An 11,835-nucleotide genomic window follows, 5' to 3' on the forward strand; every position below is an offset into this window, starting at 1 on the left:
GGGAACCGGGGGGAACGCAGGAGGGGAACGCCGTGGGGCGCCGGACGGTCAGGGTCCGGCGCCCCACGGCGTTCCCGTCTGTCGCCGGCTGCCGGTCTCCGAGCCCTATTTTCCCCGTCCCCGATGTCCGATTTCCGGTCTGCGGTCTGCGGTCTCCGATCCCTGGTTCGCGATCTCCGATCTTGGATGTCCGCAGCCGGCTGTTCTTTCGCTGTTCCCCCGTCCTGCGGGCCGTTACGGGTCTTCCGTCCCCAATCCGGGCGATAATCCGCAGCCGGTCGGTGCGCCTACCGTAGCCCGCGCACCTGCCCCGGCCGGGCCGGGTTCCGTACCGTGGCGAATGGAGCGCACGCGCCGGGCGTGCGCCCCTCTAGACTCCCGGTGTGACTGAGGGCTGGATAGTGATCGCGCCGGACAAATTCAAGGGCTCGCTCAGCGCCGCCGAGGTGGCCGACGCCGTCGCGGCGGGGCTGTCCGCGGCCGGCGCGGCGGTCGGGCTGCGCACGATCCCGATCGCCGACGGCGGCGACGGCACCGTGGACGCGGCGGTCTCGGCCGGGTTCCAGCGGGCGACCGTCACCGTGCGCGGGCCGCTCGGCGAGCCGGTCGAGGCCGCCTACGCCGTCTCGAACCACACCGCCGTCGTCGAACTCGCCGAGGCCAGCGGCCTTCGCCGGCTGCCGCCCGGCGTCTTCGACTCGCTGCACTCCTCGACGTACGGCACCGGCGAGGTCATCCGCGCCGCTCTCGACGCCGGCGCACGCACCCTGATCCTCGGCGTCGGCGGCAGCGCGAGCACCGACGGCGGCACCGGAATGCTCGCCGCCCTCGGCGCCAGGTTCCTCGACTCCGCGGGCGACGAGCTCGAAGGCTGCGGTGCCGCGCTGACCGAGTTGGCGAGCGTGGACCTGTCCGGCCTCGACGAGCGGATCGCGCAGACCGAGGTCATCCTGGCCACCGACGTGGACAACCCGCTGCTCGGCACCTTCGGCGCCGCCGCGGTCTACGGTCCGCAGAAGGGCGCCGCCCCCGACGACGTCCTCACCCTCGAGACCGGTCTCGGCCGCCTCGTCGACGTGCTCACCAAGCAGCTCGGCGAGCATGCCGTCGCGGCGGCCGCCCAGCCCGGAGCCGGCGCGGCCGGCGGCGTGGGCTACGGCGCCGTCGTCGGCCTCGGCGCGACCGTGCGCCCGGGCATCGAGCTGATGCTGGAACTGCTCGGCGTCGAGCAGGCGATGCGCGGAGCCAGCCTCGTCGTCACCGGCGAGGGTTCGCTCGACGAGCAGAGCCTGCGCGGCAAGGCCCCGGTCGGCGTGGCCCGGCTGGCGGCCCTGCACGGCGTCCCCGTCGTCGCCGTCTGCGGACGCCTGCGCCTGACGCGCGATCAGCTCCGGCAGGCCGGCATCCGGGAGGCCTTCGCCCTCGCCGAGATCGAGCCCGACCCGGCCCGCAGCATGGCCGACGCCCGCAGGCTGCTCGGCGAGATCGCGCCCAGGCTCCTCGAAGCGGTCGGCCTCGGCTGAACCGGCCGAAGGCCAGAGTCCGGCGAATGGCTATTGGCCGCGGCCGGTCGATCCTGCTTGGATTCGACCATGACCGACGAGTCGACGGCGCTTCCCGACGGGTACGAGATCTCCACGGACCCCGCGCGGCTGGACGCCGCGCTCGTGCACAAGTGGCTCTCCGAGGACGCGTACTGGGCCATGGGCCGCCCGCGCGAAAAGCAGGACCGCGCCATCGCCACGTCCCTCAACTTCGGCGTGTACGAGGTGCCGGGCGGCAGCCAGGTCGGCTACGCCCGCATCGTCACCGACGAGACTACCTTCGCATACCTCTGCGACGTCTACATCGCCCCGGAAGCCCGCGGCAACGGCCTCGGCACCGCGCTGGTAGCCGCCATCCGCGACCACCTCGCCCCCTACGGCCTGCGCCGCATCATCCTCGCGACGGCGGACGCCCACGGCGTCTACGCCAAGGTCGGCTTCCAGCCGATGACCGCCCCGGAGAAGTGGATGGTGTACGGGGAGCAGTAGGGACGCGAAGCTCTACAGCGGCGAGGGGTTGCGCGACGCGTCGTCCGCCACCGGGTTGGGCTTGGCGCCGCCGAAGCGGCGGTCGCGGTCGGCGTAGATCTCGATCGCGTTCCACAGGTGGGTGCGGTCGAAGTCCGGCCAGAGGGTGTCGAGGAAGACCATCTCGGCGTAGGCGGCCTTCCAGAGCATGAAGTTGCTCGTGCGCTGCTCGCCGGAGGAGCGCAGGAACAGGTCCACGTCGGGCATGTCCGGCTCGTCGAGGTACCGGGCGAACAGCTTCTCGTCGATGCGGTTCGGGTTGACCTTGCCCGCGGCGACGTCCTTGGCGAGGGCCGCGGCGGCGTCGGCGATCTCGGCCCGCCCGCCGTAGTTCACGCACATGTTCAGCGTGAAGCGGTCGTTGTACCTGGTACGCTCCTCGGCCATCTCGAGCTCGTCGATGACGGACTTCCACAGCCGCGGGCGCCGGCCGGACCAGCGGATGCGGACGCCGAGCTCGTCCATCTCGTCGATGCGGCGGCGGATCGTGAGGCGGTTGAAGCCCATCAGCCAGCGGACCTCGTCCGGCGAGCGGCGCCAGTTCTCGGTGGAGAAGGCGTACGCGGAGATGTGCGTGACGCCGATCTGCACCGCCCCCTCGACCACGTCGAACAGCGACTTCTCGCCGACCTCGTGGCCCTCGGTGCGGGACAGGCCGCGCTGCTTGGCCCAGCGGCCGTTGCCGTCCATCACGATCGCCACGTGCTTGGGCACCAGCTCGGCGGGGATCTTCGGCGGCAGCGCGCCGTCCTTGTGCGGCTTCGGGTCGCGGTACGTGCGCGGGCCCGTCGTACGCTGCGCCTGGTCGGCCGAGGAGCTCGACTGGCCGGACTTCCTGAGCAGTGCCATCCGTGTCTTCCGTGTCTTCCGTTTACCCGATACTGGCGTTACTGGAGTCTGTGGATCTCTACTGCCGCTCGACCAGCCGCAGCGACCGGAGCCCGCGCTCCAGGTGCCACTGCAGGTAGGCGGCGACCAGGCCGCTGGCCTCGCGCCGGTGCCGCGGCTCGCTCGCGTCGGCGCTCTCCCACTCGCCGGCCAGCAGGGCGCCGAGCAGGTCGACGGTGGCCTGCTGCGGCACCGCGGCGCCGCCCGGCTTGCAGGCCGGGCACACCACGCCGCCGGCCGGCAGCGAGAAGAAGCGCCACGCCATCCCGTCGTCCGGCTCGTTGCCGCAGCCCGCGCAGTCCCGGAAGGACGGCGCGTAGCCGGCGATGGAGAGCGAGCGCAGGATGAACGCGTCGAGGACCAGGCCGGGGGCGTGCTCCCCGCCGACCAGGGCGCGCAGGCCGCCGAGCAGCAGCAGGTACTGCTGCAGCGCGGGCTCCCCCTCCTCGGTCAGCCGCTCCGCGGTCTCCAGCATCGCCGTCCCGGCCGTGTACCGCGCGTAGTCCCCGACGACCTGGCCGCCGTACGGCGCGATCGTCTCGGCCTGCGTGATCATGCCGAGCGCGCGGTTCTCCCGCTCGAAGGTCTGGAAGTCCACGTGCGCGAACGGCTCGAGCCGCGCGCCGAACTTCGAGGTCGTCCGGCGCACGCCCTTGGCGACCAGGCGCAGCCTGCCGCGTTCCCGGGTGAGCATCGTGATGACGCGGTCCGCCTCGCCCAGCTTCTGGGCGCGCAGCACGATCCCGTCGTCACGATGGAGGCTCACCTGCTCATTCTCGCAGATGCGCCGTTCGGGACGGAGCCATCCGGGCTTACCTGCACAGAGCCTTCACCAATCGGGGAAGAGGCGGCAGAGCGTCCTCGGCCGCGCCGCCCCGGTTCACCGCGGAAGACGAGAAGGGCGGTGGTGCGCGCCACCAGGCGCGCACCACCGCCGTCGCCCGATTACCGCAGCGCGCGGTTCACGGCCGAGACCACGGCCTTCAGCGAGGCGGTCACGATGTTCGCGTCCACGCCCACGCCCCACAGCACCCGGCCGTTGACCGCGCACTCGACGTACGCCGCGGCGCTCGCGTCACCGCCCGCAGAGAGCGCGTGCTCGGCGTAGTCCAGGAAGCGCAGGTCCACCTCGAGCTGCTGCGTCAGGGCATTGACGAAAGCGTCGATCGGGCCGTTGCCCGCCGATACGACGGTGGTCGGGGCGCCGTCGATGACGACGTCCACGCTCATCGCGTCCTTGCCGTCGAGCGTCGAGTCCGAGCGGTAGCCGGCCAGCTGGAAGCGGCCCCAGGGCTCGTCCGGCGTGGGCAGGTACTCGTTGGCGAACACCGACCAGATCGCCTCCGGCGAGACCTCGCCGCCCTCGGCGTCGGTCTTGGCCTGGATGATCCCGGAGAACTCGATCTGCAACCGGCGCGGCAGGTCCAGCTGGTGGTCGTTCTTCAGCACGTAGGCGACGCCGCCCTTGCCGGACTGCGAGTTGACCCGGATCACGGCCTCGTAGGTGCGGCCGACGTCCTTCGGGTCGATCGGCAGGTACGGCACCGCCCACGGGATCTCGTCCACCGTGGCGCCCGCGGCCTTGGCGTCGCGCTCCAGGTGCTCGAAGCCCTTCTTGATCGCGTCCTGGTGCGAGCCGGAGAACGCGGTGTAGACCAGGTCGCCGCCGTACGGGTGGCGCGGGTGCACCGGCAGCTGGTTGCAGTACTCGACGGTGCGCCGGATCTCGTCGATGTCGGAGAAGTCGATCCGCGGGTCCACGCCCTGCGAGAACAGGTTCAGGCCCAGCGTGACCAGGCATACGTTGCCGGTCCGCTCGCCGTTGCCGAACAGGCAGCCCTCGATGCGGTCGGCGCCCGCCATATAGCCCAGCTCGGCGGCGGCCACCGCGGTGCCGCGGTCGTTGTGCGGGTGCAGCGAGAGCACGATGCCGTCCCGGTACTTCAGGTTCCGGTGCATCCACTCGATCGAGTCCGCGTACACGTTCGGGGTGGCCATCTCGACCGTCGCCGGCAGGTTGATGATCACCTTGCGCTCGGGGGTCGGCTGCCACACGTCGTTGACGGCGTCGCAGACCTCGACGGCGAACTCCAGCTCGGTGCCGGTGTAGGACTCGGGGGAGTACTCGAAGTAGATCTCCGTCTCCGGGTACTGATCCGCGAACTTCCGGCACAGCTGCGCGCCGTTGACCGCGATCTGCTTGATCCCGGCCATGTCCTCCTGGAACACCACCCGCCGCTGCAGCGTCGAGGTGGAGTTGTACAGGTGCACGATCGCCTGCTTCGCGCCCGCGACCGCCTCGAAGGTGCGCTCGATCAGGTGCTCGCGCGCCTGGGTCAGGACCTGGATGACGACGTCGTCCGGGATCCGGTTCTCCTCGATGATCTGCCGCACGAAGTCGAAGTCGGTCTGCGAGGCGGCCGGGAAGCCGACCTCGATCTCCTTGTAGCCCATGGCCACCAGCAGCTCGAACATCTTCAGCTTGCGGGCCGGGCTCATCGGGTCGATCAGCGCCTGGTTGCCGTCGCGCAGGTCCACCGCGCACCAGCGCGGCGCCCGGTCGATGACCTTGGCGGGCCAGGTGCGGTCGTGCAGGGCGATCGGGGTGAAGGGCGCGTACTTGTGCGTGGGCATCGTGCTCGGGCGCTGCGCGGCGACCACGTCGTACTGGCCGGCGTTCGCTGCAACGGGGTTCTGCACGGTCATCTGTCTCGGTTCTCCGTCCGGGCGGTGCGGGAGGGAGACCGGCGGTGGTTCCAGTGCGAAAGGCTAGGGAAAGCGCAGCACCGACTCCGCGACGAGGGTGCCGGTCTGGATGGTTACAGACCCTCGCCGCGGCAGATAAGAAGCCGCCGTCCGTGCATAGTGGGATTCACTCTAGCAGACGCGGTTTCGGCGCGAGATCGGGTGGGATTTCCGCGAGTCTGCCAGCACGGGACGCCGGAAAGCGGTGTGATGTTCCCCGTGCGCACCCTGTTCGCCCCCGCGAGTGGCCCGGTCCAGCGGTCCTGGCGGCTGACCCGGGTGCAGACCGCGTCCTGCGGCGGCGGTGCGGAACCGGAGGTACCGGCCGAGCTGCTCGCCCAGATCCAGGTCTGCCAGAACGCCGCCGATCTCGCCGACCGGCCCGGGGATCCGCCCGCCAGCCGCGCCGAGCTGCGCTCGCTGCTGGCCCCGCCGTTCCGCGGGCGCCGCTTCGTGCACCTCGCGCACGACCACTACGGCCGGCTGCTGGGCTTCGCGCGCCTCGGCGTCTACAGCGCGTTCCACCGCGAGTTGGCGCACGGCGCGCTGACCGTGCACCCGGCGGCGCGGCGGCACGGGGTCGGCTCCGCGCTGCTCGGCGCGCTCGCCGCGTCGGCGAGGGCGAACGGCCGGGCACGGCTGGTGCTCGACGGCCCGCGCAACGCCGCGACCGACGGCTTCGCGCGCAGCTGGGGACTGATCGTCGGCAGCTGCGACCTGCGCTCCCGGCTCGACCTGAACTCGGCCGCGCTGCACGCCAGGCTCGGCGGCATCGTCCCGCTGCAGCGCGACATCCCGGACGGCAACCTGCTGCCGATGCGCTGGGCCGGAGCGTGCCCGGAGTACCTGCTCGACGCGCTGATCGAGACGCTCGACTCGCTGCACGCCGACCCCGACGACCCGGCGGTCACCCCGTTCACCGAGGCCGAGGTGCGCCACCGCGAGCAGGCCGCGTGGTCCGCCGGACTGCGCGAGTACACCGCCTGCCTGCTCGACCCGGCGACCGGCCGGATGGCCGCGCTCTCCACCGCGCACACCGCCGACGGCGTGCGCGGCGAGCAGAACGAGACCGTCGTCGTGCCGGAGTACCGCGGCCGCGGCCTGGCGATCCGGGTGAAGGCCTACCTGGTCCACGAACTGCTCGCCGCCGAGCCGAACCTGCGCGTGCTCGACACGTACAACGCCGTCGGCAACGCGCGCATACTCGCGGTGAACCGGAGCCTCGGCTTCGAGCCGGTGGACACGCACGCCGCCTGGACGATGGCGCTGTAGAGCATTCGGAGTCATCACGTGTGGATTCCGTTTGCCCGGTGATCGATCCGAGCGTCTTGGCAGAGCATCGCCCCTCCGCCAAGCTGGTGCGATGGGGATGGACGATCGAAATGATCTTCGGGTGCGTCTGGCGGGTTTCCTCCGCAGGCGGCGTGCTGTCATCGGGATCTGCGCCGTGGTGCTGATCGCGGTCCTGGCCGTGAGCGAACTGCGTCGCGAGGACGACGTGGCTCGGCGCAATCAGTTGACGGCGCAGGTGCAATATCCGGAGGCGTTCGGCGCGCATGGGATGCTCGAGACCTGCTACGCCCTGACCGTCCCGTACGGATCCCAGCCGTCCGCGCCGGTGGCGACCATCATGGATTCCTGCCCGATCGATCCGATCACGCCGTACCCCTCGGCAACCGCCTGATACGCGAGCGGATGCCGATCGGTCCTCGACCGCGGCCGCCGGCTACTCCACGGTCACGCTCTTCGCCAGGTTCCGCGGCTTGTCGATGTCCCGGCCGAGCGCGAGGGCCGCGTGGTACGCGAAGATCTGCATCGGGATACCCAGCAGGATCGGGTCGAGCTCGGGCTCGCTGCGCGGAACCAGGATCACGTCCTGCGCGAGCTTGGCGTCCGGGGCGCTGTGCCCGATCACCAGGATCCGGCCCTGGCGTGCCCGGATCTCGCCGAGGGTGCTCAGGTTCTTCTCCAGCAGCTCGTCGTCGGGGACGACGGCCAGCGTCGGCAGCTCGGGGCCGATCAGCGCGAGCGGCCCGTGCTTGAGCTCGCTCGCCGGGTACGCCTCGGCGTGGATGTACGACAGCTCCTTCAGCTTCTGCGCGCCCTCGCGGGCCGCCGGGTAGCCGCGCACCCGCCCGACGAACATCAGGCTCTCGTGCTCGGCGTACTCGCGCGCGAGCGAGGCGATGTGCTCCTCGTCCTCGAGGATGCGCTCGATCTTCTCCGGCAGCGCGCGCAGCGCCTCGGTGATCCGCCTGCCGTCGGCGGGGGAGAGGTCGTGCACCCGGCCGAAGTGCAGCGCGATCAGCGCGAATGCGACGGCGGTGCAGGTGAAGCTCTTCGTCGAGGTGACCGAGATCTCCGGTCCGGCGTGCAGGTACATGCCGCCCGAGCAGGCGCGGGCGATCGCGCTGCCGACGGTGTTGACCACGCCGAGCGTCGTGCCGCCCTTGCGGTTGATCTCGTGCACGGCCGCGAGCGTGTCGTAGGTCTCGCCGGACTGGCTGACCGCGATGTAGAGCGTGTCCGACTCGATCACCGGATTGCGGTAGCGGAACTCGGAGGCCGGCTCGGCGTGCGCCGGGATGCGCGCCAGGTCCTCGATCAGCTGAGCGCCGATCCCGCCCGCGTAGTACGCCGAGCCGCAGCCGAGGATCTTCACCCGCTTGAAGTCGCGCGCCTCGCGGGCCGAGAGGTTCAGGCCGCCGAGGTGCGCGGTGGAGAAGCGCTCGTCGAGGCGGCCGGAGAGCGTGCGCAGGATGGCGGCGGGCTGCTCGTGGATCTCCTTGCCGAGGAAGTGCTGGAAGCCGCCGGTGTCGTAGTCGGCGGCGGCGGCCTCCGCGGTCGAGGGCTGCTTGGTCACGGCCCGCGCGTCGAGGGTGAACGTGGAGAAGCCGCCCGCACGCACGACGGCCAGCTCTCCGTCGTCGAGGTGCACGATCTGCCGCGTGTAGCGGACCACGGCCGCGACGTCGGACGCGGCGAACATCTCCTTCTCGCCGATGCCCAGCACGACCGGGCTGCCGTTGCGGGCCACGACCACCACGCCGGGCTGCTCGCCGTCCACGACCGCGATGCCGTACGTGCCGACGACCTGGTTCAGCGCTGCGCGCACGGAGTCCTCGAGACTCAGGCCCGAGGCCGACTGCGCGGCGATCAGGTGCACCAGCACCTCGGAGTCGGTCTCGGAGGTGAGCTTCACGCCGTCGGCCTCGAGCTTGGCGCGCAGGTCGCCGGCGTTCTCGATGATGCCGTTGTGCACGACCGCGAAGCGCCCGGCCTCGCTCACGTGCGGGTGCGCGTTCTCGTCGTTGGGCTCGCCGTGGGTGGCCCAGCGGGTGTGGCCGATCCCGGTCGTGCCGCGGAAGCGGGACGGGACCGCGGCCGCGAGCTCGGCGATCCTGCCCTTCTTCTTGCAGACGCGCAGCCCGCCCTTGCCGACCACCGCGAGCCCCGCCGAGTCGTAGCCGCGGTACTCGAGCCGGGCCAGTCCGTCCAGCAGGATGGGCGCCGCGTCCTGCGCGCCGACGTAGGCGACGATGCCGCACATGTGATCCCTCGCTTCCGTTGCGAGCGACCGGGGGACGGCCGCCCGACGACCGGGCCCCGTCCCGCGGACGCTCTTATCCGTACACCATCCGGCGCAGCTGGCGGGCCGTCAGCTCGGGCGCGGCCACCGGCCGGTCCCGCAGCTCGGCCAGGACCCGCTCGAAGATCGGATCGTTCGTCAGCCCGCGCGCCTGCAACTCGCGGTGCCGCCGCCGCACGTAGTCCTCGACGCTCTCGTCGAAGTACGCCTTCACGTCCGCGATCACCCGCGCCGCGCTGCCGGCCGGGAGCCCGGTCGTTCGCATGACGTGCGCGAGCAGATCGTCGTGGGATGCGGGGGAGGACGGCACGATAGGGACGCTAGTCCAGCCCGGCGCGCGAAGCCCAGATTCCTGCCCGGAATCGGGCAGGAATTAGCCCGTTCGCCGCAGGACGCCCGCCTCCAGCCGCTCCAGCCGCCCCCGTAGCTCCAGTAGCTCCGCGAGCCACCCCCTGCCCGCGCAGGACGCGCGGGAACGGCCGTCCGCCAGAAGTTTTGCCGGGCGGAAGACCGGGGTAACGATCTCGATCGAGTCCGTGGGCGTGCCCGGGCGCTCGCGCCGCCAGGCTTCCGGCGCCCCCCCCGCGCGGACGGACGCGCGCCGGCGGACTCTCCTTGGGGCATCTGAAGGCCCTTCCGCAAGGGCGCGTTGACTGGAGAGAACATGGGTCGCATCGTCGTGGTCACGGGCGGCGGCAGCGGGATCGGGCGCGCGATAGCGGCCCGCTTCGCCGCCGACGGGGACCGCGTCTACATCACCGGACGCACCGAGCACTCCCTCGTGCGCGCCGCCGAGGAGCTCGACGGCAGCTACCCGGGCGAAGTCGTCGCCGTGGTCTGCGACTCGACCAGGCCGCGCGACCTCGCGCTGCTCGTCGACGAGGTGAACGAGCACATCGACGTCCTGGTCAACGCCTCGGGCGGCCTGGTCGCCGGCAAGCCCGCGAACGATCCGCTCGAGGAGCTGCGCGAGACCTGGAACGCGTACGTCGCGCAGAACGTCCTGGGCGCCGTGCTCACCACCGCCGCACTGCGCGACCTGCTCGGCCCGCGCAGCACCGTGATCAGCATCGGATCGATCGGCGCCGAGCGGCGCGGCGGCGCGTACGGAGCGGCCAAGGCGGCGCTCTCGGCCTGGAGCGCCGGGCTGTCCGCCGAGCTCGGCCCGCAGGGCGTGACCGCGAACGTCGTCTCCCCCGGCTACATCGCCGGCACGGACTTCTTCCAGGGCGGCATGACCGAGGCGCGGCACGAACTGCTCATCGAAGAGACGCACGACAAGCGCCCCGGCACCCCGGAGGACGTCGCCGAGCTCGTGTTCTTCCTCGCCTCGCCCGGCGCCCGGCACATCACCGGCCAGACCATCCACGTGAACGGCGGCGCATACACGACGCGGTGACGGGGCTCCGGCCAGACCATGCTGTGCACCTGAACGGTGGCGCGTTCACGACGCGGTGACCCGGCTCCGGGCAGACCATGCCGTGCACCTGAACGGCGGCGCGTTTCACGACGCGGTGACGGAGTGCGCTCACAGTCCGCTGGCGAGCTGAGCCGCCCACCGCCTGACGTTTCGTCAGGCCGTCAGAACCCGAGGCGCTGCAGCTGCTTCGGATCGCGCTGCCAGTCCTTGGCGACCTTCACGTGCAGGTCGAGGAACACCGGCGTGCCGAGCAGCGCCTCGATCTGGCGGCGCGCCTGGGTGCCGACCTCGCGCAGCCGGGAGCCGCCGGTGCCGATCACGATCGACTTCTGGCTGGGCCGCTCCACGTACAGCGTCGCGTGCACGTCGAGCAGCGGCTTGTCCTTCGGCCGGTCCTTGCGCGGCAGCATCTCCTCGACGGTGACGGCCAGCGAGTGCGGCAGCTCGTCGCGCACGCCCTCCAGCGCGGCCTCGCGGATCAGCTCGGCGACCATGACCTGCTCGGGCTCGTCCGTGAGCTCGCCGCCCGGGTAGAGCGGCGGCGACGGCGGCAGCTGCTTGACCAGCAGGTCGGCCAGCAGCCCGACCTGCGCGTCGCCGACCGCGCTGACCGGCACGATCTCCGCCCACTCGATCCCGACCTCCTTGCCGAGCTCGAGCACGGCGAGCAGCTGCTCGCCGACGGACTGCTTGCCCATCAGGTCGGTCTTCGTGACGATCGCGATCTTCGGGGTGCGGCGCACCTCGGCCAGCTGCTGCGCGATGTACTTGTCGCCGGGGCCGATCTGCTGGTCGGCCGGGATGCAGAAGCCGATGACGTCGACCTCGGCCCAGGTCGCCCGGACCTGCTCGTTCAGCCGCTCGCCGAGCAGCGTGCGCGGCCGGTGCAGTCCGGGGGTGTCGACGAGCACGAGCTGCGCGTCCGGCCGGTGCACGATGCCGCGCACGGTGTGCCGGGTGGTCTGCGGCTTGCCCGAGGTGATCGCGATCTTCGCGCCGACCAGCGCGTTCGTCAGCGTGGACTTGCCCGCGTTCGGCCGGCCGACGAAGCAGGCGAAGCCCGCGCGGTAGTCCTCCGGGATGTCCAGGTACGAGCTCGGCGTCGCCGCCCCCGCCCCCTC

The 11,835-nt window shown here is 71.6% G+C and carries 11 protein-coding genes; 5 read left to right on the forward strand and 6 right to left on the reverse strand.

The window, feature by feature from the left end:
* The first annotated feature begins 383 nt into the window (after positions 1–383).
* Both KDK95_RS31915 and KDK95_RS31920 read left to right on the forward strand, forming a co-directional pair.
* Positions 384–1,523, forward strand: a complete 1,140-nt coding sequence (locus KDK95_RS31915) for a glycerate kinase (protein WP_307844828.1) — start codon at positions 384–386, stop codon at positions 1,521–1,523.
* Between the two features lie 69 nt (positions 1,524–1,592).
* Positions 1,593–2,033: a GNAT family N-acetyltransferase gene (locus KDK95_RS31920; RefSeq protein ID WP_212522075.1), complete on the forward strand. Its 441-nt coding sequence runs from the start codon at positions 1,593–1,595 to the stop codon at positions 2,031–2,033.
* Positions 2,034–2,045: 12 nt separating this feature from the next.
* Here KDK95_RS31920 and KDK95_RS31925 read toward each other — a convergent pair whose 3' ends face one another.
* From KDK95_RS31925 to leuA, 3 genes are all read right to left on the reverse strand, one after another.
* Positions 2,046–2,921, reverse strand: a complete 876-nt coding sequence (locus KDK95_RS31925) for an isoprenyl transferase (RefSeq protein WP_212522076.1) — start codon at positions 2,919–2,921, stop codon at positions 2,046–2,048.
* A 58-nt stretch (positions 2,922–2,979) separates the two neighbouring features.
* The gene (gene recO / locus KDK95_RS31930; RefSeq protein ID WP_212522077.1) at positions 2,980–3,726 is read right to left on the reverse strand and encodes a DNA repair protein RecO; all 747 of its coding nucleotides are present in this window, start codon (positions 3,724–3,726) and stop codon (positions 2,980–2,982) included.
* A 179-nt stretch (positions 3,727–3,905) separates the two neighbouring features.
* Positions 3,906–5,666: a 2-isopropylmalate synthase gene (gene leuA, locus KDK95_RS31935; RefSeq protein ID WP_249162208.1), complete on the reverse strand. Its 1,761-nt coding sequence runs from the start codon at positions 5,664–5,666 to the stop codon at positions 3,906–3,908.
* Between the two features lie 258 nt (positions 5,667–5,924).
* Between leuA and KDK95_RS31940 the strand changes: the two genes are divergently transcribed.
* Complete coding sequence (locus KDK95_RS31940; protein ID WP_212522078.1) at positions 5,925–6,977, forward strand: GNAT family N-acetyltransferase; 1,053 nt, start codon at positions 5,925–5,927, stop codon at positions 6,975–6,977.
* Positions 6,978–7,068: 91 nt separating this feature from the next.
* Positions 7,069–7,389: a hypothetical protein gene (locus tag KDK95_RS31945; RefSeq protein ID WP_212522079.1), complete on the forward strand. Its 321-nt coding sequence runs from the start codon at positions 7,069–7,071 to the stop codon at positions 7,387–7,389.
* A 42-nt stretch (positions 7,390–7,431) separates the two neighbouring features.
* Here the strand turns inward: KDK95_RS31945 and glmS are convergent, their stop codons facing one another.
* Positions 7,432–9,255: a glutamine--fructose-6-phosphate transaminase (isomerizing) gene (gene glmS / locus KDK95_RS31950; protein WP_212522080.1), complete on the reverse strand. Its 1,824-nt coding sequence runs from the start codon at positions 9,253–9,255 to the stop codon at positions 7,432–7,434.
* 73 nt (positions 9,256–9,328) lie between these two features.
* Positions 9,329–9,559, reverse strand: a complete 231-nt coding sequence (locus KDK95_RS31955) for a (d)CMP kinase (protein WP_212522084.1) — start codon at positions 9,557–9,559, stop codon at positions 9,329–9,331.
* 399 nt (positions 9,560–9,958) lie between these two features.
* Between KDK95_RS31955 and KDK95_RS31960 the strand changes: the two genes are divergently transcribed.
* A complete protein-coding gene (locus KDK95_RS31960) occupies positions 9,959–10,693 on the forward strand; it encodes an SDR family NAD(P)-dependent oxidoreductase (protein ID WP_212522081.1) in 735 nt (244 codons plus the stop codon).
* A 182-nt stretch (positions 10,694–10,875) separates the two neighbouring features.
* Here KDK95_RS31960 and era read toward each other — a convergent pair whose 3' ends face one another.
* A complete protein-coding gene (gene era / locus KDK95_RS31965) occupies positions 10,876–11,802 on the reverse strand; it encodes a GTPase Era (protein ID WP_212522085.1) in 927 nt (308 codons plus the stop codon).
* Between the last annotated feature and the right edge of the window lie 33 nt (positions 11,803–11,835).

This window comes from Actinospica acidithermotolerans, from assembly GCF_018139625.1.
Classification (GTDB): domain Bacteria; phylum Actinomycetota; class Actinomycetes; order Streptomycetales; family Catenulisporaceae; genus Actinospica; species Actinospica acidithermotolerans.

Bases quoted from the DNA above. Each gene is read 5' to 3' on its own strand.
- KDK95_RS31920 (WP_212522075.1), top strand. From the start codon at position 1,593: ATGACCGACGAGTCGACGGCGCTTCCCGACGGGTACGAGATCTCCACG.
- KDK95_RS31925 (WP_212522076.1), bottom strand. From the start codon at position 2,921: ATGGCACTGCTCAGGAAGTCCGGCCAGTCGAGCTCCTCGGCCGACCAG.
- leuA (WP_249162208.1), bottom strand. From the start codon at position 5,666: ATGACCGTGCAGAACCCCGTTGCAGCGAACGCCGGCCAGTACGACGTG.
- KDK95_RS31945 (WP_212522079.1), top strand. From the start codon at position 7,069: ATGGGGATGGACGATCGAAATGATCTTCGGGTGCGTCTGGCGGGTTTC.
- glmS (WP_212522080.1), bottom strand. From the start codon at position 9,255: ATGTGCGGCATCGTCGCCTACGTCGGCGCGCAGGACGCGGCGCCCATC.
- KDK95_RS31955 (WP_212522084.1), bottom strand. From the start codon at position 9,559: ATGCGAACGACCGGGCTCCCGGCCGGCAGCGCGGCGCGGGTGATCGCG.
- KDK95_RS31960 (WP_212522081.1), top strand. From the start codon at position 9,959: ATGGGTCGCATCGTCGTGGTCACGGGCGGCGGCAGCGGGATCGGGCGC.